Annotated in this window: 26 protein-coding genes and 1 tRNA gene; 9 read left to right on the top strand and 18 right to left on the bottom strand. The window is 38.4% G+C overall.

From position 1 onward, the window contains the following. Window positions 1–82 precede the first annotated feature (82 nt). Window positions 83–607 (bottom strand): hypothetical protein, encoded by a 525-nt coding sequence (locus V4596_10465; protein MES2769554.1) that lies wholly within the window; start codon window positions 605–607, stop codon window positions 83–85. A gap of 469 nt (window positions 608–1,076) precedes the next feature. Here V4596_10465 and yfbR point away from each other — a divergent pair, with 469 nt between their 5' ends. Next, a complete protein-coding gene (gene yfbR / locus V4596_10460; protein MES2769553.1) occupies window positions 1,077–1,706 on the top strand; it encodes a 5'-deoxynucleotidase in 630 nt (209 codons plus the stop codon). A 1-nt stretch (window position 1,707) separates the two neighbouring features. Here the strand turns inward: yfbR and V4596_10455 are convergent, their stop codons facing one another. The 3 genes from V4596_10455 to V4596_10445 all read right to left on the bottom strand — a co-directional run bounded on the left by V4596_10455 (window position 1,708) and on the right by V4596_10445 (window position 3,343). Continuing rightward, a complete protein-coding gene (locus V4596_10455) occupies window positions 1,708–2,550 on the bottom strand; it encodes an SH3 domain-containing protein (protein MES2769552.1) in 843 nt (280 codons plus the stop codon). A 16-nt stretch (window positions 2,551–2,566) separates the two neighbouring features. Then, window positions 2,567–2,773, bottom strand: coding sequence for a hypothetical protein (locus tag V4596_10450; GenBank protein MES2769551.1), 207 nt, complete (start codon window positions 2,771–2,773; stop codon window positions 2,567–2,569). Window positions 2,774–2,878: 105 nt separating this feature from the next. Beyond that, window positions 2,879–3,343 carry a hypothetical protein gene (locus V4596_10445; GenBank protein MES2769550.1) on the bottom strand — a complete coding sequence of 155 codons (465 nt, stop codon included), beginning with the start codon at window positions 3,341–3,343 and terminating at the stop codon, window positions 2,879–2,881. Between the two features lie 167 nt (window positions 3,344–3,510). Here V4596_10445 and V4596_10440 point away from each other — a divergent pair, with 167 nt between their 5' ends. The 3 genes from V4596_10440 (at window position 3,511) to V4596_10430 (ending at window position 6,220) form a co-directional block, all read left to right on the top strand. Continuing rightward, window positions 3,511–4,176: a hypothetical protein gene (locus V4596_10440; protein MES2769549.1), complete on the top strand. Its 666-nt coding sequence runs from the start codon at window positions 3,511–3,513 to the stop codon at window positions 4,174–4,176. Window positions 4,177–4,230: 54 nt separating this feature from the next. Continuing rightward, on the top strand, window positions 4,231–4,860 hold the full coding sequence (locus V4596_10435; GenBank protein ID MES2769548.1) for a YIP1 family protein: 630 nt from the start codon (window positions 4,231–4,233) through the stop codon (window positions 4,858–4,860). Between the two features lie 175 nt (window positions 4,861–5,035). Continuing rightward, entirely contained in the window at window positions 5,036–6,220 is a 1,185-nt protein-coding gene (locus tag V4596_10430) for a hypothetical protein (GenBank protein ID MES2769547.1), read from the top strand. A gap of 110 nt (window positions 6,221–6,330) precedes the next feature. Here the strand turns inward: V4596_10430 and dut are convergent, their stop codons facing one another. From dut to V4596_10370, 12 genes are all read right to left on the bottom strand, one after another. Continuing rightward, window positions 6,331–6,777, bottom strand: a complete 447-nt coding sequence (dut, locus tag V4596_10425; protein MES2769546.1) for a dUTP diphosphatase — start codon at window positions 6,775–6,777, stop codon at window positions 6,331–6,333. Window positions 6,778–6,804: 27 nt separating this feature from the next. Continuing rightward, a complete protein-coding gene (locus V4596_10420) occupies window positions 6,805–8,037 on the bottom strand; it encodes a pitrilysin family protein (GenBank protein MES2769545.1) in 1,233 nt (410 codons plus the stop codon). A gap of 3 nt (window positions 8,038–8,040) precedes the next feature. Next, window positions 8,041–10,143, bottom strand: a complete 2,103-nt coding sequence (gene pnp / locus V4596_10415; GenBank protein MES2769544.1) for a polyribonucleotide nucleotidyltransferase — start codon at window positions 10,141–10,143, stop codon at window positions 8,041–8,043. 200 nt (window positions 10,144–10,343) lie between these two features. Beyond that, a complete protein-coding gene (gene rpsO / locus V4596_10410) occupies window positions 10,344–10,613 on the bottom strand; it encodes a 30S ribosomal protein S15 (GenBank protein MES2769543.1) in 270 nt (89 codons plus the stop codon). Window positions 10,614–10,725: 112 nt separating this feature from the next. Continuing rightward, window positions 10,726–11,700, bottom strand: coding sequence for a tRNA pseudouridine(55) synthase TruB (gene truB, locus V4596_10405; GenBank protein MES2769542.1), 975 nt, complete (start codon window positions 11,698–11,700; stop codon window positions 10,726–10,728). Next, a complete protein-coding gene (locus V4596_10400; protein ID MES2769541.1) occupies window positions 11,669–12,085 on the bottom strand; it encodes a ribosome-binding factor A in 417 nt (138 codons plus the stop codon). Before V4596_10400 ends, truB begins: the two co-directional genes overlap by 32 nt. 28 nt (window positions 12,086–12,113) lie before the next feature. Then, window positions 12,114–14,741 (bottom strand): translation initiation factor IF-2, encoded by a 2,628-nt coding sequence (gene infB / locus V4596_10395; protein ID MES2769540.1) that lies wholly within the window; start codon window positions 14,739–14,741, stop codon window positions 12,114–12,116. 58 nt (window positions 14,742–14,799) lie between these two features. Beyond that, window positions 14,800–16,209, bottom strand: coding sequence for a transcription termination factor NusA (nusA, locus tag V4596_10390; protein ID MES2769539.1), 1,410 nt, complete (start codon window positions 16,207–16,209; stop codon window positions 14,800–14,802). Between the two features lie 19 nt (window positions 16,210–16,228). Then, window positions 16,229–16,747, bottom strand: coding sequence for a ribosome maturation factor RimP (rimP, locus tag V4596_10385; protein MES2769538.1), 519 nt, complete (start codon window positions 16,745–16,747; stop codon window positions 16,229–16,231). Between the two features lie 248 nt (window positions 16,748–16,995). Beyond that, window positions 16,996–17,448: a GNAT family N-acetyltransferase gene (locus V4596_10380; GenBank protein ID MES2769537.1), complete on the bottom strand. Its 453-nt coding sequence runs from the start codon at window positions 17,446–17,448 to the stop codon at window positions 16,996–16,998. Then, window positions 17,445–18,104, bottom strand: coding sequence for a hypothetical protein (locus V4596_10375; GenBank protein MES2769536.1), 660 nt, complete (start codon window positions 18,102–18,104; stop codon window positions 17,445–17,447). Before V4596_10375 ends, V4596_10380 begins: the two co-directional genes overlap by 4 nt. A 138-nt stretch (window positions 18,105–18,242) precedes the next feature. After that, window positions 18,243–19,409, bottom strand: coding sequence for an outer membrane beta-barrel protein (locus V4596_10370; protein ID MES2769535.1), 1,167 nt, complete (start codon window positions 19,407–19,409; stop codon window positions 18,243–18,245). 658 nt (window positions 19,410–20,067) lie between these two features. Between V4596_10370 and V4596_10365 the strand changes: the two genes are divergently transcribed. Then, on the top strand, window positions 20,068–20,733 hold the full coding sequence (locus V4596_10365) for a hypothetical protein (GenBank protein ID MES2769534.1): 666 nt from the start codon (window positions 20,068–20,070) through the stop codon (window positions 20,731–20,733). Between the two features lie 192 nt (window positions 20,734–20,925). After that, window positions 20,926–21,012 (top strand) — tRNA-Leu (locus V4596_10360). Between the two features lie 15 nt (window positions 21,013–21,027). On the opposite strand, the gene V4596_10355 is transcribed toward V4596_10360, so the two are convergent. Continuing rightward, window positions 21,028–21,273, bottom strand: a complete 246-nt coding sequence (locus V4596_10355) for a hypothetical protein (GenBank protein MES2769533.1) — start codon at window positions 21,271–21,273, stop codon at window positions 21,028–21,030. A gap of 88 nt (window positions 21,274–21,361) precedes the next feature. Between V4596_10355 and V4596_10350 the strand changes: the two genes are divergently transcribed. The 3 genes from V4596_10350 to V4596_10340 all read left to right on the top strand — a co-directional run bounded on the left by V4596_10350 (window position 21,362) and on the right by V4596_10340 (window position 25,028). Then, entirely contained in the window at window positions 21,362–22,228 is an 867-nt protein-coding gene (locus tag V4596_10350; protein MES2769532.1) for a LysR family transcriptional regulator, read from the top strand. A 78-nt stretch (window positions 22,229–22,306) separates the two neighbouring features. Beyond that, complete coding sequence (locus V4596_10345) at window positions 22,307–23,533, top strand: NADP-dependent isocitrate dehydrogenase (protein ID MES2769531.1); 1,227 nt, start codon at window positions 22,307–22,309, stop codon at window positions 23,531–23,533. 112 nt (window positions 23,534–23,645) lie between these two features. Beyond that, entirely contained in the window at window positions 23,646–25,028 is a 1,383-nt protein-coding gene (locus V4596_10340) for a peptidoglycan DD-metalloendopeptidase family protein (GenBank protein MES2769530.1), read from the top strand. A gap of 57 nt (window positions 25,029–25,085) precedes the next feature. On the opposite strand, the gene V4596_10335 is transcribed toward V4596_10340, so the two are convergent. Further along, on the bottom strand, window positions 25,086–25,487 hold the full coding sequence (locus V4596_10335) for a hypothetical protein (protein MES2769529.1): 402 nt from the start codon (window positions 25,485–25,487) through the stop codon (window positions 25,086–25,088). Between the last annotated feature and the right edge of the window lie 55 nt (window positions 25,488–25,542).

Below are 25,542 nucleotides of genomic sequence, written 5' to 3'. Positions count from 1 at the left end.
AGGGTATTCGTATTCACTTTTCGTCCGAATGTCGAACAGAACGCGTCGCACAATTGGCTTTAATTTGGGTTATTCAGAAGTATTACTTGAACAGCTTTCTGAAGATGATACGAGCTGCCAGAATAAAAATCATAAGAAACCCAAGTACCATACAGGCGAACGAAACAACCAAAATAACTTTTTGTCCACTGCTTGTACAAGAAAGTTCGGCATCGAATATTTCCAAATGGCGGAATGATGAATCATAATTATTCACATTAATTTCAAGAAGTCCTATGGACTCGGTTTCAAAATCCAAGGTATTCATATGTTCGTTTTTAACTTGGATTGATTTGCTTTCACCATTTCTCGTTATGTGAATATCGAAAGATCTAATTTTCAGATATTCATTAGCGGCAAAGTCTTGTGATCCTTTGGACCATCCATTCAAGCTAAAACTACAAGCAGAAGGAAAAATGAGACGCTTTTTGATGGTGATTGGGCTTGCGTTCATAACTAAATTACTAACATTTGTTAATGAGCCAAAAATCGCCTCATACCCAACTAAAATAATTGGGCCGAGAAGAATACTAAATATCGCTAAAATTATTAGTTTTCGCATTTTCATGGATTTAACTATCGTAGGATAGTTAATTAATTTTGGTCATCAAAAAATATTCAAAATCAAAGCATGGCTATTATTTTACCGACTTATAAATTCATAATCAGGCACTAAAAATGCAAAAGCAGATCTTGCTTGTGCGAGATCTGCTTTTGCGCGAACCCTCTGTCCAAATTCCGGAAGGAGGTCCGATATGCGTACAAAACAACGTAGTTATGTACACTTTCGGCGTTTTTTGAAGGTCTCTAAAGAGCTAATAAAAATTCTTCTACTTGTATTAGAATTGATTAGAGCTCTGAAACTTTAAACGAATCGCCTCCGACTTGCTTACGAAGTGATTGAGACTAAGGACTAGGCTAAACCTTGGACATGGTAAGCACGGAAAGCGGATTCTCGCGTAGGCACTAAACTTTATAAGACACCTCAACGCAATATTTCTTGCCAAGAAGACGTGTGTTATCTATCTTCACCGCAAATGCAAAGGACAAATATTATGAGCATTCCAGAGCCAAAATATCATTTTTTTTCATATCTCGCGCGCATGAAATTGATTGATCGCTGGAGCCTTATGCGTTGTACACAACGGGAAAATGTTCAGGAGCATAGTCTTCAGGTAGCTATCATTGCCCATGCTCTCACGTTGATTAAGAATAAACATTTCAACGGAACACTTTCTCCTGAGAAAGTTGCACTCACCGCTATGTTTCATGATTCCACGGAAGTTTTAACAGGAGATCTACCAACTCCCGTAAAATATTACTCAAGTGAAATTAGAAATGCCTATAAAGAAATCGAAAGCAACGCCGCTGAGCAACTCCTAAAGCTTTTACCTGAAGAGTTTAAAGACGATTACAAAAAACTCTTAATTGTTTCTGAAAATGATCCTATTCATGAGCTAGTCAAAGCCGCAGACAATATCGCTGCCTACATCAAATGTTTAGAAGAAGAGGCTGCTGGAAATAATGAGTTCAGTCGCGCAAAGAAAACCATTGAATCCAAACTCAATAACCTCAGATCAAGACCTGAAGTTGATTATTTTATGGAAAACTTTATTCCTAGTTTCTCTCTCACATTAGACGAGATGAGCAAACCCTTCGAGATTTAAATCAGAATTCGTATTGAACAGAACCGATGAAGGCCAAGTAGTTGGACTTCATTGCGTAGTATTTAGGTTCTAACTTGATAGCAACTTTATTCATGCGATAAGCGATACCGCCAGTAATGACTCCACCAAAGAGAACATCTGAGAGGTCTTTCTTTGATCCGTTGATCTCAACCATAAAAGAAGAGTAACTCATGGCAATTCCCCCGCCCACATATGCCCAAAAATTTTTCTGTGTACTTTCTGAGAGTGAATACAAAACCTGAAGATCATACATTAAAATTTTTCCAGAAATACCATTCGAGACCACCGGAGTTGTCATATTGTAATATTTTGGATAGCCACTGTGATACAAAAGATTTGTATCCAACACAAATGGGCCAGCCAAATATTTCATCGGCATTGTGAACTTCACCCCAAAAAATGATAATGACTCACTCTCTACGGTATTAGCATCGCTCAGCTCTTCCGAGTAATTCAACATTCCGTAACTTACGCCCAAATATCTTTTGGAAATAAAACTTCGAGCCCTACCCTCTGATCCACCTTTTGACTTTGCACTTGTAGGCAAATCTGAGGAAATTCCCCCGACATCAACGTCTACATCGGAAATGTAACCGATGACCCCTTGTTTGAATTGAATTCTGTAAAATGGTCCAAATTTTTTAGATGAGACTCTTACTTTTTCGCCAGCTCTCATGTATCCCACAACTGCCGCATCGAAATCTCCTTTTTTATACACCATCGCACCGTCTGTCACAACGGTTGCGGATTGAGCAGCATGCGCAAACTCAAATCCACCGAGTACCAATAGGTGTAATAAAAAAATCAAAGCAGTTGATCTCATCTTGTTATTCTATTCTTTACGCAGATTTTTTCAACGGAATCAGTGAATCATTAAGTGTTTTTAATAAAAAATCTTCGATCAAATCTAAACTTTTAATAAGATCCGTCTGATTTCCGGATACAATTTTTTGAAATGCTTCATCGATTTTTGATAACTCATCTTGCGCTGAAGAATCCGATTCAAAAGCTTCAATAGACTGTTTAAGATTATTATAAGAAGACATTATAACCTCCATGTTATATATCCTCTCTCTTCGGTGAATCTTTGTCTCAGCTTGAGAAAAACCAGACAAAGGTATTGCGTTTTTTTAGTCTAAATTTGAAGGGATTTACATTTTTAGGTCTAGATTTTTAGCAACATGGGATCTGACGACCACTCTTTTATTTCTTCCGAGGTTGTCTTTGCGATTTGTGATAACTGGTAAATCCAAAGCAGGACGAGAACTCATGTATACAGCTGGATTATTCTTGCGAGATTCAAGATGGGTTTTAACTAGAGCGCAAGCCTTGTCTTTGGACTTCATGTAGAGCAATGGATCAAAACCACATTGAGAGCAAGCCATTCCTAAACGAAATTTCAATTGCACAAAAAATTCAAAAATTGAGAGGAGAATTCCAAATAATATTAGAACTTTGGAATCAAAACCTTGAAAGAACACAAGCATCAACAGCAAACTCCCCGCGAGAGAAATCGAAATCTCAAACAACTGAACGTGCTTTTGCATATTCATCGTTCTAGGCGACTTACAGAAGGCGCAAAAGAATTTTTTGTTTGATTTTTTAATGAAGCTCATGACTTATATTCTCTCACAGGCAAAGGTATCTTTTCAACACCGGCCATCTTTAAGTCCAGTACTGCTTATACAATGTACCCGACATCCTTCGTTCATGGTCTAATCTAAGAGTACAGTAACCATACCGATGCCCTTAAAGCTCTCGGTGCATACATGGGATTATAAAAATGAAAGCATTATCCATTACTTTTTTAAGCGCTCTCATACTGGGCCTTTCTCTCATTATTTCTGCCGGTACTGCCTTTGCTTATGATGAAGAAGATTACAATTCTTACGAAGACTACGACTCCATCGTTGGCGATTTATCTAGTCGTACAACTGGAAGAAGAAGCGAAGATCTTATCGATTTGGATTCAATGAAACTTCATGCAGGTTTTGGTATGACAAATACACTCATTGATTTAAGATCCAACGGAAACAATCCCGGCAAGGTAACCCTTCAGGGATTTCAGATATCTCTAGGGATTGATCTCTTCTCTCCAAATGTTGTAACAGAAGTAGGTCTTATCAATTACAATTCCGTCAGCAAAGATTCTTATAAGTACAGTCTTAAAGAATTTGATCTTAAAACTTACTACAGACATCACTTGAATAGAATCGTGGCACTTCGTGGTGGCGCTGGTTTGGGCGTACGTTATTTTGATATTAGAGATCCAGAAAATGGATCCACAGAATACACCAACCCAGTTGCGCAGTTATTGGTAGGTGGCGAGGCAAAATTGGGTAAAAAATTAAGCTTCATAACAGAACTCTCATACAAAAATTCAATGTCTAGCGCTTCACCTGAAAAAGGTGCTTTAGATTTAGCATTCAAAGTCGACGGCCATTTTTAATAGTTGTCATTCCACCTAAAACCAACTTACTCTTAGTGTAAGAGGATCAACTAGGTGGATAGCATCAATCCAAAACAGAAATTCAGCGAAGCCGTAAAATACTTTCTTTCGTATTTTAAAAATCCTTTAGTTGCTATCAAAAATATTCCAAATTGGGATTGGCTCACTGTTTTAGTTATTCAACTTTGCCTTAGCCTACTCATTGGGATCATTTCGGATTTCTTTTCACAAGACAGTTTGATTATCTTTAGGGGAATTTTTATCTTCCCACTTTCAAGTTTCCTTACTACATTCTTGGGTGCAGGTTTTTTCTATTTTCTATTTTTGATTTTTTTCAATACGGAAACAAATTTTCTAAAACTTTATACGATTGTATTTTTATCTCACGTACCTTTCTTGATTTTAAGAATAGTGAAGTTTTGGATTGCGCCTATAGAACTCATAGGTTTTGCAGCGACAACAGCATTGCTCACCGTAGGCTTTGTGGAAAATTTCCAGCTACCAAAAAAGAAAATGATCCGAATCTTTGGCGCTCTCTATGCTATTTATTTCTTTATGTGGGTTTTCCAACAGATTTATCAGTCTAAGAATACTTTGGAATTCAAAAACAAAGTGAACGAAGGCACGGAAATCGAAAAAACCGAATCCATCGACGATATCCAAAAACAACTGAATGAGTTTTAGTTTTTCAGTTTACAATTAAAAATTCTTGAAAACAAAAAAGCTCCCAACTATACTTACTATTACCCACATCTTTTGTTAGTTGTGGGTAATTTTGTGACGTGAATCAAAAATTAGACAGCAACATTTTATAATTTTTAAAGCAATGGATGGCATGTAATTTTCATTGTTTATATACATGAGAATTTTTCTTGGTATTTTAGTAATTCTATTAGCTTTACAGACCAAGGCTGAGCAAACTTGCAGTCAGTTGTTTAACAAATCTGCGCCCTCTGCTTTTAAACTTCCTGATTTTAAATCTCCAACGACTAAACTACCCAGTCAATATAAAACTTCAGACCTCGAAGCCAGATACCGTAACGCATTTTTAAATCTTGCCCCCACAGTGACAATTAAAGACAGCACGGCAGATGAGAATGGAAATTCAATTTATATTTTGGAAAAAATAAATTTTTTACCTTGGAGGTCTGAATATAAGGAAGGTAGAAATGATTTACAGGGCGATCCTCGAACTTTCTCCATGATCTTGGGACCAAAAGTAGCGCAAAAATTTGGATTCCGCTCCATATCAGAAAATCAAATGACGGCACCCTCAGCAGAGGCTTTCAATTCTTATATTCGTAGAATGAATATAAAATTAAATATGAACAGACAAGAAGTCATTAGAATTATGTTTTATGAAACAGGCGATAAACTTTTAAGTGATTTAGAGTACTTACAACGATTCGCCTATGAGGCGCGTTTGCCACTTGCAAAATCAGGCAATCTCGCAATCCACGACATCAGCTATCATACTTTATCTATTCTTTTACAAAATAATTTAATTATGCCCGCTCGAAAAACGGCTCAATTTATTTTAGAATTAAATTCCAGACTAGAAACTGATCCTCTTTTAAGTCCCAATGAAAAGCAAATTGCAAAACAATTTATGGAAGATATTATTGGAAAATTCGTATCATCTTTAGATGTAGGAACAGGAAATCTAGTCGTAATTATGAATGTAGCCAATAAAGATTTATTTGAACATAGCTTATCACGACTTAAAGATCTTCCAAAATTAATTAATTTATCAGGTTTATCAGACTATTTACAAAATTTTATTTATTATAAATCTCGACGACCTTCCGAAAACTTACAAAAAGCATTTCTTAAAAATTATGTTGCAACAACTTCTAAAATTTTAAATGAAAATCAAAGCAATACTGAAATCCCAAGTATACTAAAAAATTTAATTACTAATTTTAAAGCTTGGGCCAAAGTAAATCCTATTGAGATGAATATGCAATCAGAGCATAAATTGATAAATGAACTTAACGCAAGAATTCTTCTCCTTCAAAAATTGAGCGAGGGAGATTCCAATTAAAATTACAGTTTTATTTTATGATAAAACACAGAGTGTATGATTTTCCATACACTTGTTGTTTCTAGATGAGAGAAGTTACCTTGGCAAGATATTTTAGTAAGTCTAAAGAACTAAACCCCAGTAGAACCAAATCCACCAGCTCCGCGAGTAGTTGAATCCAATGATTCTACGACTTGAAACTTGGCTTGTACCACGGGGCAAAGAACCAATTGAGCGATTCTTTCTTGATCGGCAATCTCCACATCTTCTTGGCCAAGATTGATCACGATGATTTTTACTTCACCACGGTAATCAGCATCGATAGTGCCTGGTGTGTTGACGAGTGAAATGCCTTTTTTGATTGCGAGACCGCTTCTTGGACGCGCTTGAATTTCAAAACCATCTGGGATAGCGAATGATAACCCTGTTGGGATCAACGCCCTCTCACCGCTTTTTAGAACTACACTTTTATCAAGCTGTGCTCTCACATCAAAGCCACTTGCTAAACCGGTTTCGTATTTAGGAAGGTCACCTCTGAAGTGTGCAAGTTTCATAATTTGAAGTGGTATTTGTTGCATATTTTCCCCTTGGTTTATTTCTACAACCTACTTAGGACTCATTGTAAGAGTCGCCATTTTTGAAGGCGTTACGAATTCATTCATAAATTGATCGATGTCTTTCACTTGAACGTCATCGATCGCTTTCAAGATATCATCCGTTGTACGATATTTACCAAAAACCATCTCATTTAAGCAAAGAGAATTCATTCGAGATTCAAGATCGTCATCATTGAGGATTAAAAATCCTTTAATTTGAGTCTTATAACGCTCCAATAATCTTTTGTTGAACCCATCGCGTTTAAGTTTTTGGATTTCTGAATATATAATGTCTGTAACTTGATCTTTATTCTCTGGATCAGTTCCCGCATAAATCAAAGTCAAACCAGAATCTGTCGCATTAGAAACAGTGCTGTATACAGTGTAGGCAAGGCCTTTCTTCTCTCTGATCTTTTGAAAAAGAATCGAAGTCATGCCTCCACCCAAAGCAGTATTCACGATAAAAGATGCAAATCTTAAATTGTGCCTTAGGCCTGGCGCTTCGAATCCCATAAGGATATGGGCTTGTTCGATCTCTCGGTAAAAATTTTGTTTGAATGGATAGAACTTTGGTTTTTTTCTTTTTAATGTTGGAGGTCTTTTTTCAATTTTTCCTAGAATTGGTGCGATAATTTTTAAAACATCTTCATGTTCAACGGCGCCGCAAACGCTCACGATGATATTTTCACCCCGAAACATTTTTTTATAGAAATCTTGTACGTTTTTTCTAGAGATTCCACCCACAGTTTCTGTTGTCCCCAGAATTGACCAACCCATCGGATGACCGCGGTAAGCTTGCTCTGAAAATAAATCAAAAACATATTCTTCATGGCTATCAAAATACATCGAGATCTCTTGCTGAATAACGCTCTTTTCTTTATCGAATTCCTTAATTGGAAAAGTTGCGTTGCAAGTGAGATCCATCAACACATCTAAATTTAATTTTAAGTCTTTTTTGAGAGTTGTAGCGTAAAAACAAATGGATTCCCGAGTGGTGAACGCATTCAAGTCCCCGCCCCTGGATTCCATAATTTGCGCCAATTGATATGCCGATCTTTTCTTCGTACCTTTAAACACCAAATGTTCAAGAAGATGCGACATACCCATGAATTCTTTTTTTTCGTCTCGAGAGCCAGCGCAGATCCATATACCAGCAGAGATGGCCGAAGTCGTAGGATGTTTTTCGGTGACGACTCTTATTCCATTCGCAAGAGTCGTCTTCTTAAACTGAGCTGTTGTCATTCTTTAATTGAGCTTTTCGACTAGAGCTTTTTTAGAAAGTTTAATTCTTCCAGCTCTGTCCACATCTAAAACTTTAACATCAATTTTATCGCCTTCTTTTAACACTTCAGAAGCATGGCGAAGTCTATCGTGAGAAATTTCAGAGATATGTAACAAGCCTTCAGTGTTCGGAAGAACCTCTACGAACGCCCCGAAGTCTACGATCTTTTTCACAGTTCCAGAGTATGTCTTTCCAATTTCCGGTCCGTCACAGATAGCCTTAATCATCGCTACGGCTGCTTTTCTAGCTTCAGGCGATGTCGATGAAACTTGAACAGTTCCGTCTTCACCGATGTCCACCTTAGCGCCAGTCTTAGCGATGATGTCTTTAATAACTTTTCCTCCGGGCCCGATAACTTCACGAACTTTCTCTGGACGAACTACGATCGTCTCGATACGTGGTGCGAATTCAGAAAGCTCTCCGCGAGATGTATTCATTACTTTTTCCATTTCAGCTAGAATATGATTTCTGCCGTCTCTCGCTTGCGAAAGAGCTTGCTCCATAACTGCGAAACTTACTGAGTCAATTTTAATATCCATTTGAAGAGCTGTGATACCTTCTTTAGTACCAGCAACTTTGAAGTCCATATCACCAAGGTGATCTTCATCGCCAAGGATGTCTGTAAGAACTGCGAATTTCTCGCCTTCTTTAATAAGTCCCATTGCAACACCTGCAACGTTACCAGTTACAGGAACACCAGCATCTAAAAGAGCAAGTAAACCTGAACACACTGTACCCATTGAGCTTGAACCATTAGATTCTAAAACTTCACTCACAACTCTAATTGTGTATGGGAATTTATCTTGTGCAGGAATGATCGCAGCAAGAGATCTTTCAGCCAAGTATCCGTGACCAATTTCACGTCTGCTAGTTCCTGTCATACGACCTACTTCACCAACGCTATATGGAGGGAAGTTGTAGTGAAGCATGAATCTCTTAGTGATATTTCCGTTTAATGCATCGATAGTTTGTTCATCAGTTCCAGTTCCAAGAGTCACTGTGCCTAAAACTTGCGTCTCGCCACGAGTGAATAATCCTGAACCATGGGCTCTTGGAAGTAATCCTACTTCACAAGCGATTGGACGAACCGTTGTCGTGTTACGACCATCGATTCTCACACCTTTATCCAAGATCATTGATCTAGCTACACGGTATTTTAAATCTTCAATTGTTTTACCAATGTCTTTCTTTCTTGCTTCAGCATCTGCTTTATCAAGACCTGCAGCGAATTTTTCTTTTGCTTCTTTTGCAGCAGCATCGCCAGCAGCGTATCTGTCGCCTTTGTCTTTGATGTTTAAAGCAGCTTCGATTTTTGGTTTTAAGAAAGTTTCTAATTGTGTTTTTAAATCTGCATCCATTGCTTTAGGAGTGAAATCTCTTTTTGCAACTGAACCAGTTTTTTCTCTCAATTCATTTTGTGCATTGAAAATTGGAGTTAAAGCTTCGTGACCGAATTTTAAAGCAGCCAATACATCTTTTTCAGAAACGAATTTGCTTTCGCCTTCAACCATCAAAAGACCATTTTTAGATCCTGCAACTGTGATTTCCATGTCTGAAGTTAATAATTGTTTAGGCGAAGGGTTGGCAACAAACTGTCCATCGATACGACCTACTTTTACACAAGCAGTTGGACCGTTGAATGGAATGTTACTGATATGAATAGCTGCTGAAGCCGCCGCTCCTGCCAATACGTCAACTGGGAATAAACCATCCGAGCTAAGTACAGTTGTTACAACTTGTGTTTCAAAGTTGTAACCTTCTGGGAACATCGGACGCAAAGGTCTATCCATTAATCTTGCAGATAAAATTGCGAGTTCCGTAGGTCTTGCTTCTCTTTTGAAGTAACCACCTGGGATTTTACCAGTTGCATAGAATTTTTCTTGGAATTCGATTGTTAATGGAAAAAAATCAAAGTCCGTTTCTTTTCTTGAAGAACAAACGGTTACAAGAACCATGTTATTACCACATGTTGCAAGAACTGAAGCGTCTGCTTGTTTTGCTAATCTTCCTGTTTCTAGAGTGATTGTGTTATCGCCAACTTTTGCTGTTGATATAATTTTAGTCATTAGTTTTTCCCTGTTTTCAGCACTCTCTCTTGGAGAGTCCTATTTTATTCAGCGCCCGCTAATTTTGGGAGCACTAGATTCTTTTTTGGCCTAAAAAATTTTAGGCCGACATTTTTCGGTTAGTCGCAGTGCTCTCTGTGGAGAGGTCACTTACAGCGCTCTCTGGAGAGAGCGCTAAGAACGATTGCGAAAGAAAATAATTATTTTCTGATCTCAAGAACTTTAATGAGAGAAGCGTATTTTTTAAGATCTGTTCTTTTTAAATAATCTAGAAGTTTTCTTCTTTGGTTAACTAACTTGATAAGACCACGTTTTCCGTGAACGTCTTTTTTGTGAATTTTGAAATGCTCAGTTAGTTCTAAGATTCTTGTCGTGATCAAAGCAACTTGAACTTCTGATGAACCAGTATCAAGATCGCCTCTTTGATGAGTCTTTACGATTTTCTTTTTAGCTTCTGTAGTTAATGCCATGTGATCTCCTTTATCCTAATTTTTCATTAGGTCGCCGTAAGCGAAATTGCTTCCGGGGGCCCTGTTTGGTCGACGGCAAAATCGGTCCATAGAGCGGTTTAAGTCGTCAAAACTATTCTTGTTTCTGGGATGAGTCAAGGTTTGAGTCCACGACAAAAACCTTTTTGATTTTGATCTGAAAAGGACCCAAAACTTCAAGAAATGAGATCACTTTTTCAGTCTCAGGATCGACGATAAAAATGCCCTTCGGTAAGGTCTCTGTCGCTTTAATTGCTTTTAAAGCCGTGTTCTCTAAACTTCGGGCTAAACAGCCGTTTTTTAAGAGACCAAGCTCCTTCTCGTTGACCGTTAATCTTGGCCAATTGCTTAAAGTTTTTTCAAAGGGAATAAAGGCATCCGAGGCTAAAATCTCCTCTAAAGTATTCCCTTCTAGCTCTATACTTTGAGAGATTTCATAGGGCGCATTGAAGTCCCTTTTGAGCTCCCACATCGTAGCGCCGGTCCCTAATTTTTGACCCAATTCCTGGATCCAAGATCTGACATAGGCACCCTTAGAACATTTAAAATTTACTGTAACAAATGGAAGATCCATTTTTATAATTTCAACTCCATGAAAATCCATTTCACGTATTACGACAGGAACTTCTTCATTGTTTCTTGCTAACTCATAAAGTTTTTTTCCATCCACTTTCACTGCGGAAAATGAAGGAACTTTGAGAGTTAATTTTCCCTGGAGATTTAAAATTTCTGATTTTAATTTGTCTTCAGTGATTTTTGAAAAATCTTTTTCTGAAATGGTTTTTCCGGTGCGGTCGAAAGTGTCGGTTTCGATTCCAATTTTAATTTGCGCTTCATAACCTTTTTCGCCATCCATAAGGTAGTTCGAAAGTTTGTTGGCATTTTCGATAGTCAGAATTAAAAGTCCAGACGCCAAAGGATCAAGGGTTCCTGTGTGACCAATGGCTTTAGTCTTAAATATCTTTCTCGCTTTGTAAACGACATCATGGCTAGTGATCCCTGAAGGTTTGTTCACTAAGCAGATACCGTTGATAGGGTTATTCGTCATCAGTTGTAGATTTCTTTTCATCTTCTAAGCGTTTTAGGTCTCTACGCTCGAGCTCTAAGAGTCTAAGTTTTTCTTCCACTTTCATGGCTTCATCAAACTTTGTATCGACTAAGAAAGTGATTTTCGGAGTGTATTTCATTCTGATTTGATCGTTAACTTGCTGATTGATTTGGTGAGCATGCGATTGCAAAACGTCGGCGTTCTGCTTGGCTATTTTCTCACCCGCTTGATTGTAAACAAGAACGCGTGCAGATCTTAGATCTCTCGTCACAATCACACGCGTAATAGAAGCCAGGCCCTCAATCTCCGAGCCAATTTGGGTGATCATATAATTAGAGATAATATCTCTAAGTTCTCTCTCCACCCTTTGAACTCGCTTGTTGATGTCTGGCTTTTTCTCTTCCACTCTTGTCCTATCTTTAGAATAAATTCGGCTAAATCGATCTTGCGATTGTTTGTTTCTCAAACGCTTCGATAACGTCGCCCACTTTAAGGTCGTTGTAGTTTTCGATTCCAATACCACACTCATAACCCGCAGCAACTTCTCTCGCATCGTCTTTGAAACGTTTCAATGAAGATAATTTTCCTTCGTAGATCACGCGACCTTCTCTAATGAGACGAACACTTGAGTTTCTAGTGATTTTTCCGTCTTTCACATGGCTACCAGCAATCATACCGATCTTAGGAACAGTGATAGTTTGACGAACTTCTGCTGAACCAAGAATAACTTCTTTATATTCAGGTTCTAACAATCCAGAAAGAGCTTTCTTAATGTCATCTACCAATTCATAGATGATCGAGTAGGTTTTAATCTCAATTCCTCTTTGTTTTGCGAGGCTTTGAGCGCCGCCGTCTGGTCTAACGTTAAATCCAATTACTAATCCTGTAGAAGTCTGAGCTAAAAGAACGTCAGATTCCGTAATTCCACCCACTCCCGTGTGAAGAATTCTTACTTTCACTTCATCGGTTGATGTCTTTTCTAACATTGCTTTTACAGCCTCGGCACTACCCGCAACGTCTGCCTTAAGAATGATGGGAAGTTCTTTTACGTTACCTGTTTGAATCTTTGAGAAGATGCTTTCCAAAGTCATTTTTGAATTTGGAGTTTCTTTTAATTCATTTCCTTGCTCTTGACGTTTCTTCGCAACTTCTTCAGCCATTTTTTCTGAAGCAACTACGTCGAATAAATCTCCTGCCAAAGGAACTTTATCTAAACCAAGAACTTCAACTGGTTCGCCTGGTCCTGCAGATTCTAATTTTTGACCTTTTTCATTCGTCATCATACGAACACGGCCAAATGATCCCCCAGCAACCATATATTGAGTAGCTTTCAAAGTTCCATTCTTCACAAGAACAGTCGCAACTACGCCACGTCCTTTATCCATACGAGACTCAATCACTACTCCACTGGCTGCGCGATTTGGATCGCCTTTTAATTCTTGAACTTCGGCGACGAGAAGGATGTGCTCTAACAATTCCTTGATACCATCTTTTTTAAGAGCGGATACGGCTTGGAAAATTGTTGTTCCACCCCATTCTTCAGGAAGTAATTCGTATTCTGATAATTGTTGTTTAATTTTTTCTGGATTTGCCGAAGGTTTGTCGATCTTGTTCATTGCAACGATGATCGGAACGCCTGCGCTCTTCGCGTGGTTCAATGCTTCTACTGTTTGAGGCATTACACCATCATCAGCTGAAACAACCAACACAACGATATCCGTAACGTTAGCGCCACGGGCTCTCATTGCAGTGAAGGCCGCGTGACCTGGAGTATCGATGAACGTGATTTGTTTTCCGTCTTCTAGAGTTACTTTGTAAGCACCAATATGCTGAGTGATACCACCCGCTTCACCGGCAGCTACATCTGCTTTTCTAATTGCATCTAATAAGCTTGTTTTACCATGATCTACGTGACCCATAACTGTCACGACTGGGATTCTCACAATCATGTCAGCAGGTGCCGATGTTTCGGCAACATCTTTTAAGATGTCTTCAGCAGACTTGTATATGTTTTGCACCTCAAAACCATATTCTGGTGCAATGATAGCCACTGTATCAAAATCCAATTCTGAATTTGGAGTGACCATCATACCTTCTTTCATAAGGCGAGAAACCAATGGTGCAGTCTTAATACCCAATTCTTGCGCAAAATCAGTCAGTCTAATTTTGTTTTCAATTTTTAAAACTCTTTTATGAGCCGCTGGTGTTGTAATTTGAGTTTTCTTTGCTTCTTTAGTTGGAGCTTTTTTCTTTTTTGGTTGGAAGATCACTTCACGCTTACGGTATTCTGTAGCCGTAAATGTAGTCGCGACAGCTTCTTCCGCTTTAGCTTTTTTCTTACGTTCTTTTTCGAGCTCTTCTTCTTCTAATTTCTTCTTACGAGCTTCGAAGTCCGCTTCCATGTAAGGATCCATAGGAGCCGAAATAAAACCGGTTCTTAAATTTCTAGTATTTCCGCCACTGATCGAAGTTGGCGAATTCATTCCGCTGCCTTGACTGCTACCGCGATCACCTTGATTGTAAGAAGGTCTCTGCTGAGGTTTAAGCTTAGCAAGATCCATTCTACCAATGATATTTCCGCGATCTCTAGCTTTTACTGGCTCAGCTTGAGAAGATGCCGCTTCTACTGCGCCCTCAACAACCTGATCTTCTGCCGTGCTTTGAGCAGCTTTCTCTTCCGCTTTTGCCGCTTCCGCCGCCGCTCTTTCTTCTGCGAGAGCTTGTTCATCAACTTTACGTCTAAGAACTGTTTTCTTCTCTGCAACTTTTTTAACAATTCCACCAGTTGATTTTGTTGCTGTGACTTTCTTTTTTACCGCTGGGGCGGCTTCTTTTGCTGTGGTCGCTTTTTTGGCAACTTTCTTCTTCGCAACTTTTTTTGTTGCTCCCGCTTTCGGCCTACTCTCTTCATCGAGCTTGGCCTTAATAAGCTCAATTGTGTCATCGTCCAATGTAGCCATATGACTCTTCACTGGAATTTTCCAAGTCTTGAGTTTATCCATAAGCATTAGCGTTTCTACGCCAATTTCTTTTGCGAATTCGTATAATCTAAGTTGCGACAAGTATTGCTCCTCCGGATGCATCGCTTGCTGAATGCAAACGATAACCGATTTTTCTTAATTAATTCTTTTCTTTCGTCGATCCATTTTTTTCTAATGCTGCCAATTCTTCTTTCAAACGTTGGTCTGCAGAAGATTTTGCCATTTGAGATACAACTTCCTTTGAACCTTCCGTTGAAACTGGTGCCGCAGGAATTGCCTCGCCAGAATCTTCGTATTTTTTCAATAAGCCTTGAGAATCTTTCAATAATTTTTCAGCAACTGTGTCCTTATCAAAGCCAGGAATCACTTGAAGTTCTGCGACAGCAGCATCAGCGATATCTTGGAATGAAACGAAACCAGCTTGGTAAATGTTTTGCGCTTGAGTATCTGTAAGTCCAGGAATCAACATCAAGTTGAAGATTGCAGCTGCTGTTTTTTGAGCCAGAGCATTTTCAGAAACGATATCAATTTTCCATCCAGAAAGTTTTGCAGCTAAACGTACGTTCTGACCTTTTTTACCAATTGCTAAGCTCAATTGGTTGTCAGGAACTACAACTTCCATTTTCTTATTTGAATCGTGAACAATGATTCTTGAAACTTCAGCCGGAGCTAAAGCGTTCGATACGAATCTTGTAACATCTTCGTCCCAAAGAACGATATCGATTTTCTCACCTTGTAATTCTTGAACGATGTTCTGAACGCGCGAACCTTTCATACCAACGCAAGATCCAACTGGATCGATAGATGCGTCGTTCGTGAATACCGCGATCTTAGCTCTTGAACCTGGTTCACGAGCCGCAGATTTAATTTCGATAACACCGTCTGCGATTTCTGGAACTTCAAGTTCAAATAATTTAACAAGGTATCTCTCATCGGCACGTGACATGATGATCTGAGGGCCTTTTGTAGTTTGGCGCACATCTGCGATGTAACCTTGAACTCTATCACCCGGCTTGTAGTTTTCTCCCGGCAATTGTTCTCTGATTGGAATGTAAGCTTCTGTTCTACCGAGATCCACAACGATTGCCGATCTCTCAACACGTCTTACGATACCAGAAGCGATTTCACCTTTTCTGTTTTCGAATTCAGCGAAGATGATTTCTCTTTCTGCATCACGAACTTGTTGTGTGATGATCTGTCTAGCTGTTTGAGCAGCGATACGACCTAAATCTTTTGTTTCTAATTTTAACCCGATGAAGTCACCAATCACGGCATCTGGATCCATTTCGTGAGCGTCTTCTTCTGTGATTTCTACTTCTTCATCTACGAATTTTTCTTTTTCGACAACTTCTTTAAATTGGAAAAGTTCTACTTCACCAGCTTCTTCGTTGTACTGAGCTTCGATTTCTCTGTAAGTTCCGTACTTCTTCTTAGCAGCTGTAAGCATACCTTGAATGATTGCATCGATAACTACTTGTTTACCGATTCCTTTTTCTTTACCAATTTGTTCGATCATGCGGCCTAAACCTGAAAAACTGTCTGTTGCCATTCTAGCACTCCCGTTCGTATTAATTCTTTTTCTGCTTTTTAATACTATCGTAATCAAAGATCACGTTAGATTTTTTTACATTAATAATTGAAATCACAAAATCTTTGCCATCGGCTTTCACTGTGATTTCGCTGTCTTCTACACTTTCGCTGACCTTTTCTAAAGTGCCCGTGACCTTATATCTAGGAACACTGGCAGATGGATCCATTGATTCTGTGCTATGAACAAAAATCTTTTGGCCAACTACAGCTTCAAAGTGCCACTTGTCCTTAAGTGGTCTTTCTAATCCCGGACTTGAAACTTCTAATGCGTATTCGCCGTCTGGAATTAAATCATTGGCATCAAGAATTTCGCTCAAACCTTTTGAAACACGTTCGCAGTCTTCCAAATTCACTCCGCCGCTTTTTTCAACGTAAACTAAAAGTCTACGGCCTTCGCCTTTGGAACCCGGAGAAAAATCTAAATCATAAAGTTCGCAACCTTGCTCCTTGCAAATTTCTTTTGCTAGCTCTTTCATTTTGGGCAAATTCTGTAACATCTCTGGATCTCCCTAAAGACTCCACTCTTAATGCACATTTCATTTAAATGATCGCTTTGACCAAAAAAAAATGGGCCCTTACGAAGCCCATTTTTTGCTAATGTTTAGCTGTTGAATCAACGCCAATCATAAGAAAATGTCTAATTGAGGTATTAAATAGCAAAAATAGCTTTTAAAATCAACCTTTTGATCGCTATTTCTTAAAGTGAACAAACGGTCATAACACCCTCAAAACGAATTAAATCCACTTAGAGGATTAAAGTCATAAGAATTGCCGCCTTGCCATCGGGATAATACTTGGAACGTGCGGAGTTTTGGGTAAATCCCATTTTTTTATAAAAACTCAAGGCCGGGTTATTTTCCTCATGAACTTCTAGCCAAATCTTATAAAAAACACCATTATTTTTTAAATGCATGATCATTTCTTTAAAAAATTTTTCCATGTGGCCTTTTTTAAGATCCGCTTTATTTGTCATCGTCATATCAATTTCAAAAATCTCCTGATCAACTTTTCTACCCAAAATAAATGCCAGCAACTTATCTCCATCAAAAAAACCAAAACAAATATCTTTTGAAAGTGAATATTCTATTTGAGCAGCACTCAATCTCAAACCAAAGCGTTCAAAGTCCATAGACTCATGACTCTTTAAAATATTTTCTACCTCTAAAATGTGCGAGGAATTGAGCTGCTTAAAAATCATTCTGGCGCAATATAACTGATGGTTTTTGTAACATCATACTTTTTCTTTAAGATATCATACCAAGCTTCTAAACGTTGCTCCGCTTGAAGTTTTGCAAGGCTCTTTTTAAGACCTTCCTTTATGGATTTGTATTCCTTACCGTCATATTTGTCTTTATTGTTATTGTAGTAATTGAAAGCTTCAGCCTCTGTCACAGGGACATAGGAGGCCTTGGATTTGAATTCAATAAATTTTTGTGAAGAAATTTTTTGCTTCATAAGCTCTCCTATCTCTTCTTGAGTAAGCGCTAATTCTGCCCATATGGAGGCAGAGCTTGAGTTTTTGATTCTATTGAGAACAGACTTTTTTGATTTCTCTACTTCTGATGGCGTCACATTTATCAGAGAAAAAGATTTGGATTCTAAGTATACTACTCTCTCCATAAGATACCGATTGAGATCGCTGTTGAATTCATCGCTTTGCGTAGATGTATTCTTTGCGCCGGTTGCGGATTTGATCCACTGACCTTCTAAGATTGTATCAGCGATGACCTTTCTGCTGGTAACGACATCTCTGCCGATCTTTGCAACAACTTCAGAAGAGAATGATTTGGAATGAGCAGAGATAGAAAAGATTGTAAAAACGAAGATTAGAAGTTTCATAATTCTATGGTTCATATATTTACAATAAAAAAAAGACATATATAAATCAAGAGCTAACGTACCGGAAGATTTATATATGTCCCAAAGTTTCACTATTTAATATATTAGGCGCCTTCAGTCGATCCAAGGGCACCGGGTCACACGAAAACTCTCTTAGAAAGTAAATTTCGCGTTGATTAGGAAGTTATAGTATCCTAATTCTTCAACTGGATCAGTGTAGAAATCATCATACATTTGCGATGTCTCGTAACGACCATTTGAATTTGTGTCGTATGCAACGTTCATTACATACTTCAAGTCTGCACCGATTGTGAATGAATCCGTCAATCTGATATCCGCACCAACGATTAAACCTAAATCAATCGCCCATGAGCTGCTCTCAAGAGCTGGGTAACCGTAAGTGATTTCATTAGACTGTCTGTCTTCATAATTTCTATATGTATAAGATAAAGATCCGCCCACATATGGAGAGAGTCTTGTTTTTAAAATTCTATATTTAAATGCACCCGAGAAGTTGTATTGTTCCATCTCGATGATTGTTGGGAACATACCATAAATATAGTCTCTAACAACGCTTTCAATATCACCTTTTGAGTAAAGGAAGCCACCTTCAACGATATACTTCTCATCGATCACTGAACCTACAGTAAAACCTGCAGCTCCTGTTGTCTTGATATTGTCAGCCGGGTAAGATACAAAACCTGCATCAGCCCCAACGAATAAACGGTGTGAGGATTTCTTTTCTTCTTCGTCCAATTTAGCCAGTTCCGTTTTAACTTCTACAGCTGGTTCAGGCTTAACTTCTTGAACGATCACTGGCTCAACCACTTGAATAGCTTGTGGAGCAACAACCACTGGCGCTACTACAGGAGCCATAACTTCTTCTTTTTTCTCTTCTTTCTTTTCTTCTAAGCCAGTTAAAAGCTTATTAGCTCTCTCTTGCTCAGCCTTCATTCTAGCTTCTTCGAGTTTTTCAACAATCTTAGATTCAGTTTGTTGTTCCATCTCGATTCTCTGCTTTCTTAACTTATCAGCAGCAGATTCACTGAGTGGTGAGGCTTCAACAACTGCCGACTCCTGCTTTTGTACATATATAGTAGGTTGTTGTTGCGTGATAACCGGTTGATTTTGAACAATCGGCTGTAACGTTGTTGTCGTAGTCACGGTTTGTGACTGTGAGTTGGCTTGAGATAAATCTTTCGCCGACGCAGCCGGAGCTGGATCATTCACAACTTCGATAATGGCTTGGTTCTCTACTGAACCTTGGGCAAAGGCTGATAGGCTTAAAGCACTAACTGCTAACCCAACTACAAACTTCATTTTCATAAATAAGTCCTCGTTTAATATTTTTAATTCCAATCCTAACTCAGCCTATATGAGCAATTGTTATGCCTCGCGTTGTATATAATTTAAAATTGCATAAGTTATTAATATCACTAGTATTGTTTATATTTTAGACACCTATAAAGATGTAATTTTTACCCACGAGTGACGTTGAGGGCCGCCACCCGCGCATTTTTGGGTAAAAGGTGAGCCGCACCTTTTCCAAAGGTTTGCGTCGTATTAACGCGAGTCTTTGGTAAAGGTGCGGCTCACTATTATGACTTTTCTTCACTCATCATGAATCTCTTACATAAAAATGAATGTCTTAGACATTTTAAGCCACGTAGAGATGGCACAGTGATTGCTTAAGGATAACCTGCTTGCTAAATTGAATTCGGACATCCCTCCCCCCTTAGTTCTGTTTTCAGATTAGCAAGCATGACCTCATAAGCCCCCTAACCGGGGCTTTTTTTTTGCGCCGAATATCTCTATCAAAGATATACCTCATTTTGTAAGAGTCACTTTGGCCATGGTCCCAATATCTCCTGTAAAAAAAACAACCCAAATCAAAATTTAGATTTCAGATCCAATTATTGTTATTTTGAATGGAACAACTCTTGTACTAGTAGGTCAAAGCTATGAAGAGGAGACACTTATGGCTTTTAACATGAATGAACTTATTAAATACTTATCTATAACAATGGCCGTAGCTTTAATTAGCTCTACATCTTCAGCAATAACTAGAGAAGCAAAACTCATTACTTCTCCAGAAGGAAAATTTGTTTATAACGCTATATTGGACCATAAAGAGGAAATCGTATTTGAACAAAATTCTGCAAACGTTACTTTCTTACAGCAGAAGGTTAATGAAACGAATAAGAGGTCTGGAAAAAAAATAACTGCCAATAAAGTTCCAGGAAAGGATGCAAGCGGTTTTTCTGAGTTAATTATGAAAAAAATTGATGATAAAAATGTCACTATCGAAATTAATAGAAGAGAATACCCTGAAAAAAATCTCCGTATAGATTTACATTATCAAATTACAGGAAAGTTTGCGAAGGGAACTTGGACTGATTTACTCGCGGATAAGGACGTCAATATTATATTAAGTTTAGACTCTAAACGAACTTCACAATCTCAATTAAGACCATACATGGCTAAAGTAATAAAAAGTATTGGTGATGAGCAACACCCTTTAGGTCGATTCAAAGGAATCGAATTAACAGAGGAAAACTTTGTCTTCGATCTGAAGTCTATTTCGGGTAAGAAAAAAGCAATGATTCAAACCTTCGACATCTCAACAAAGTTTAAACTTTTTTAGAATGTGTAGCCGCAAAATCAAGAGAGCTCAGACCGAATATTATGCGGTTGCGCACAAAAATCTTAGTTCCAGCAAAAGAGTTCTTAGAAAGCCTCAAAAAACGGCAGAATACGTCCAAAACTATAACTAAATTTCGTTTTAAGCTTGAATCAAAAAAGAGCTTCTATTATCAATAGAGACTCATCTATTCGTGGCCTCGTGGTGGAATTGGTAGACGCGCTGGACTCAAAATCCTGTGTACGCAAGTACGTGTCAGTTCGAGTCTGACCGAGGCCACCATTTGTCAGTCTCTTTTTACATCAAACTGATTTTATCGAAAGCACATGCATATCTAGCTTTGTTGGTTGGCGCTACGGCTTGAGTTCTATAACACGTTAATCCTCCAACAGACTTCTCTGTTTTGACAACGCCATCGAATGGAATCTCAGAGGTGTTTATCTCTTCCACATTCAGGGCCATGTAAATGGCTCGATGATCATTTTGTTGGGCATACGAACTTGATGCCAGTAGCAGTCCTACAATTAATATTTTTAGATTCATTTTTTCCCCCTTAGTGGTTTTGTTAAAATAAAATATATCCAAATTATTGATTTCTTCTATGGAAATGATGTAAAAGAATATTTCTAATATGGAAACACTGAGACTGACCCAATTTAAAACCATCGTTGAAGCCGGCGGCCTTCTTAAGGCGAGCGAAATATTAGGTATTTCTGGTGGAGGCCTTTCTAAATCCATGGCCGTTCTTGAAAAGGAAGTTGGATATAAGTTATTTCTTCCAAAAGGGCGAGGTTTAGAACTGACTGAAAGAGGGCGACGCTTCTATGAAAGAGTACCTGAAACTTTAAAGGCCATTGAAGCTTTGATGGAAACCAGAGAACCTTTAAAAAACACGCTCAAGATTGTAAGCTTCGAAGTTTTTACGACTTATTTTTTAGCCGATGTCGTTTCAAAATATTTTCATAATCACAATGTTGAAATACGCGAGGCAATACCGGGCCAAATGGAATCTTTAATTGCTGATGGACACAGTGACGTTGGAATAACTTACATCCCCATTCCTAGAGCTGGTATTGAGTTTCTAAAAGTAGGAAAAATACGTATGGGAATATTTGGACTTAAAGGTTCTTGGAAAGAGACCTCTGTTAAAAAATTACCGTTCATTACGCCCATTGCTCCTCTGGAAGGAATGCCCTCAGGAATGCAAGGACTTGATGGGTGGCCGGAGCATCTTTTCGAAAGAACTATTCAATATCGAGTTGAAATGATGGAAACAGCTATTCAATTATCGCAGCGCGGGGCAGCTGTGTGCTTCTTGCCTGAGTTTATTGCACAAGAAGTAAATAAAAATTCAGCATCTCATTTGCATTTAGAGGAAATTCCCCAACCTACCAACATAAAGCGTGTTTTCAGAGATGTTTTCTTGATTCATCGCCGAGGCTATGAAGAAACAAAATCCATGCGAGAACTTGCAAAAGCAGTTAGACAATTGGTGTAGGATACAATTTTCGTTTGTCATAATCCTTTGTTCATTTTATGATTTGCAATCTAATTACATAACACCAAAGGACCCATCATGACTAAAATCAAAGTTACGAATCCCGTTGTTGAACTCGACGGCGATGAAATGACTAGAATTATCTGGAAATTCATCAAAGAAAAATTAATCCTTCCATATCTTGATATTGAAATTAAATATTATGATCTCGGCATGGAAAATCGTGATGCTACTGGCGATAAAGTAACTGTAGACGCGGCAGAAGCCATCAAAAAATACAACGTGGGTATCAAATGCGCGACAATCACTCCGGATGAAGCACGCGTAAAAGAATTCAACTTAAAGCAAATGTGGAAATCACCAAACGGTACGATCAGAAACATTCTTGATGGTACAGTTTTCCGTGAACCCATCATCTGTAAGAATGTTCCTAGATTAGTTCCGAACTGGACTGCGCCAATTTGCATTGGTCGTCATGCTTTTGGTGATCAATACCGCGCAACAGATTTCGTAACTAAGGGCAAAGGTAAACTCACTATCACTTTTCAACCAGAAAATGGCGGCGAAACAATTTCTCATGAAGTTTACAACTTTAAAAGTGATGGTATCGCATTAGCCATGTATAACACGGACGAATCAATTTCAGGCTTTGCAAGATCTTGCTTTAACCAAGCCCTATCAAAAAAATGGCCTTTATATCTTTCAACTAAAAATACGATTTTAAAAAAATATGATGGTAGATTTAAAGATATCTTCGAAGACATTTTCCAAAAAGAATTCAAAACAAAATTCGAAGCGGCAGATATCACTTATGAACATCGCTTGATCGATGACATGGTGGCATCGGCATTGAAATGGAATGGAAACTTTGTTTGGGCTTGCAAGAACTACGATGGTGATGTGCAATCGGATACAGTAGCGCAAGGCTTTGGTTCTCTCGGATTAATGACTTCTGTGCTTGTGACTCCAGATGGAAAAACGATGGAAGCAGAAGCTGCTCACGGAACAGTGACTCGTCACTATCGACAACACCAACAAGGTAAACCTACTTCTACAAATCCCATCGCTTCGATTTTTGCATGGACGCGCGGATTAGAACATCGTGGAAATTTAGATAAGAACGAAGCTCTTGTAAAATTTGCGCGAACTCTTGAAAAAGTTTGTGTTGATACAGTTGAAGCTGGTTTCATGACAAAAGATTTAGCAGTTTGTATTTATGGAGACAAAATTCCCGCAGATAAATATCTCAACACAGAACCGTTCTTAGAAAAGCTAGATCAAAATCTGAAAAAAGCTCTTATTTAATAAAATAAATTCAAAAAATTAGTGCTCCTTCGAGGAGCACTAATAACGCATCACAACTCAAAAAAGCTCAATATTCTTCCAATCAAGTCCCTTTCGCTTTACAATTTAGTCAATGAAAACACAAAAAAATATGCATCGTTTGTTTTGGTTCACCATGGCTTTATCCCTTCTCACACTTGGGGTTTTCTTTTACCCGCGTGGACAACTACTTTCTCCCGAAAAAATTCAGGCAGAGACAATTCCCGTTATTCCATTGGAAGAAGCCTATCCTCATGTTTTAGAACGCAACACTTCGCTGTTTACTACGTTGAGAGAACTCGATATTCCTGCGATTACAATTCATCAAATTGTTGAGGCCGCAAAACCCGTATCCAATCTTTCTCAATTGAGACCAGGCATTCGCTTTCAAGTTCATTTTAAAAATGATCAAGTCAAAGATGCCGCACCAGATGCGGAGATTATTTCTGGTGACCAAACCGACTCAGAGATTATTACAGAGCACGTACCTCCAAAAAATGAATCTCTTGAACTTACCAGTATTCATTTTAGATTTTCTGCAATTGAATCTCTCGTCGTTAAAAATATTAATGATACATGGACCGCTGAAAAAATCACCGAACCTGTAGATATAAAAATTATGACTTACGCAGGAACTGTGACAAGTAGCCTTTGGGAATCGGCTCAAAGAGCTAAGATGGATCCAAACCTGATTGCTGAACTTGCAGATATTTTTGCATGGGAAGTGGATTTTTCTCGAGAAGTTAGAGTGAATGATCGCTGGAGACTGACGGTTGAACAAAAACTTGTTAAAGGTGAAGCCATCGGTTGGGGAGCAATCTTGGCGGCTGAGTATGTGAACGGCGAAACACCTTATCGAGCAACTCTGTTCCGCTTAAACGGCGAAGAGATGGGATATTTTTCTCCAGAAGGTGCTTCTTTGAGAAAAATGTTTTTAAAAAGCCCGATTCGTTATGGCAGAATAACTTCTAAGTTTAACATGCGTAGATTTCACCCTATTTTAAAAACTCGCAGACCACATCTTGGCGTGGATTATGGAGCACCAGTTGGCACTCCAATTCGTGCTGTGGGTGATGGCACCATCGTATCCGCAGGATGGTCCGGGGGCGGGGGCAAAGTCATTAAACTTCGTCACAACTCCCAATATCAAACGGCCTATAAACATTTAAATGGTTTTGCTAAGGGAGTTCGCTCTGGAGCAAGAGTAAAACAGGGTCAAGTCATTGGATATGTGGGTAACACGGGTCTATCGACAGGTCCTCACTTGCACTTTGAATTTTACAATGCCGGAAGATATGTTGATCCTCTAAAGAAGAAATTCCCATCCGCTGATCCTGTGCCTACAGTTCATCTCGAGCAATTCAAAGCGGAGTCATCTATTTTATTGAGCGCTCTACCTAAGTGGGACAGACGAGAAATTTCAACGGCTGAAGCTATACAAAAAGTTGAACCAGAAAACGAAGTTGAGAAGCAATAAAAAAGCGCTGAAATCAGCGCTTTTTAAGAATTTCAAAAAAAATTTACTTTTGGAAAATTATCTATTGTCTGGTCGAACGCATCTAAATTCAATTCTCTCAAATTCTTCATTTTTATCGTTTAAGTAAGCCAATACAGTTTTGTTTTCAATAATTTTAGGCACTCTTAAAACAAATTTAAATTTGTCAAATACATCAACCTGAACTTGTTGTTCAGCATCCCCTTCATAAACTATTTCACCAATCATATTTGGATTCTTTTTAGTAACGTATAATCTCGTAGTCTCTCTATTGTGATTTTGTCCGCTATGTGTAACTTTAATTACCGTGAAATTTCCATTCTCTTGCTTCATTGTAGTCATTGAGTGAGAAGAAAAACCTTCAGCTGTACAACTAAGGTCCACCGATGCGTTTGCATAAGAAGATACTGATAACAAAACTAATACTAAAAACGTTTTCATAATGTTCCTTACCTTGGGAGCTTGATTGCTCAAATTTACTAAGTTTCAAACTTAT

This window comes from Bdellovibrionota bacterium, from assembly GCA_040386775.1.
Taxonomy (GTDB): domain Bacteria; phylum Bdellovibrionota; class Bdellovibrionia; order Bdellovibrionales; family JAEYZS01; genus JAEYZS01.
The sequence above is the reverse complement of the archived record's forward strand: the minus strand, read 5'-3'. Positions and strand labels throughout refer to the sequence as shown.

Excerpts from the sequence above, each read along its gene's own strand:
- V4596_10380 (MES2769537.1), bottom strand. The coding sequence starts at position 17,448 with ATGATTTTTAAGCAGCTCAATTCCTCGCACATTTTAGAGGTAGAAAAT.
- V4596_10450 (MES2769551.1), bottom strand. The coding sequence starts at position 2,773 with ATGTCTTCTTATAATAATCTTAAACAGTCTATTGAAGCTTTTGAATCG.
- V4596_10355 (MES2769533.1), bottom strand. The coding sequence starts at position 21,273 with ATGAATCTAAAAATATTAATTGTAGGACTGCTACTGGCATCAAGTTCG.
- yfbR (MES2769553.1), top strand. The coding sequence starts at position 1,077 with ATGCAAAGGACAAATATTATGAGCATTCCAGAGCCAAAATATCATTTT.
- V4596_10345 (MES2769531.1), top strand. The coding sequence starts at position 22,307 with ATGACTAAAATCAAAGTTACGAATCCCGTTGTTGAACTCGACGGCGAT.
- rpsO (MES2769543.1), bottom strand. The coding sequence starts at position 10,613 with ATGGCATTAACTACAGAAGCTAAAAAGAAAATCGTAAAGACTCATCAA.
- nusA (MES2769539.1), bottom strand. The coding sequence starts at position 16,209 with ATGGCAACAGACAGTTTTTCAGGTTTAGGCCGCATGATCGAACAAATT.
- V4596_10350 (MES2769532.1), top strand. The coding sequence starts at position 21,362 with ATGGAAACACTGAGACTGACCCAATTTAAAACCATCGTTGAAGCCGGC.
- V4596_10365 (MES2769534.1), top strand. The coding sequence starts at position 20,068 with ATGGCTTTTAACATGAATGAACTTATTAAATACTTATCTATAACAATG.
- V4596_10420 (MES2769545.1), bottom strand. The coding sequence starts at position 8,037 with ATGACAACAGCTCAGTTTAAGAAGACGACTCTTGCGAATGGAATAAGA.
- V4596_10455 (MES2769552.1), bottom strand. The coding sequence starts at position 2,550 with ATGAGATCAACTGCTTTGATTTTTTTATTACACCTATTGGTACTCGGT.
- V4596_10370 (MES2769535.1), bottom strand. The coding sequence starts at position 19,409 with ATGAAGTTTGTAGTTGGGTTAGCAGTTAGTGCTTTAAGCCTATCAGCC.
- V4596_10430 (MES2769547.1), top strand. The coding sequence starts at position 5,036 with ATGAGAATTTTTCTTGGTATTTTAGTAATTCTATTAGCTTTACAGACC.
- V4596_10440 (MES2769549.1), top strand. The coding sequence starts at position 3,511 with ATGAAAGCATTATCCATTACTTTTTTAAGCGCTCTCATACTGGGCCTT.
- dut (MES2769546.1), bottom strand. The coding sequence starts at position 6,777 with ATGCAACAAATACCACTTCAAATTATGAAACTTGCACACTTCAGAGGT.
- V4596_10445 (MES2769550.1), bottom strand. The coding sequence starts at position 3,343 with ATGAGCTTCATTAAAAAATCAAACAAAAAATTCTTTTGCGCCTTCTGT.
- truB (MES2769542.1), bottom strand. The coding sequence starts at position 11,700 with ATGAAAAGAAATCTACAACTGATGACGAATAACCCTATCAACGGTATC.
- pnp (MES2769544.1), bottom strand. The coding sequence starts at position 10,143 with ATGACTAAAATTATATCAACAGCAAAAGTTGGCGATAACACAATCACT.
- rimP (MES2769538.1), bottom strand. The coding sequence starts at position 16,747 with ATGTTACAGAATTTGCCCAAAATGAAAGAGCTAGCAAAAGAAATTTGC.
- V4596_10465 (MES2769554.1), bottom strand. The coding sequence starts at position 607 with ATGAAAATGCGAAAACTAATAATTTTAGCGATATTTAGTATTCTTCTC.
- V4596_10340 (MES2769530.1), top strand. The coding sequence starts at position 23,646 with ATGAAAACACAAAAAAATATGCATCGTTTGTTTTGGTTCACCATGGCT.
- V4596_10335 (MES2769529.1), bottom strand. The coding sequence starts at position 25,487 with ATGAAAACGTTTTTAGTATTAGTTTTGTTATCAGTATCTTCTTATGCA.
- V4596_10375 (MES2769536.1), bottom strand. The coding sequence starts at position 18,104 with ATGAACCATAGAATTATGAAACTTCTAATCTTCGTTTTTACAATCTTT.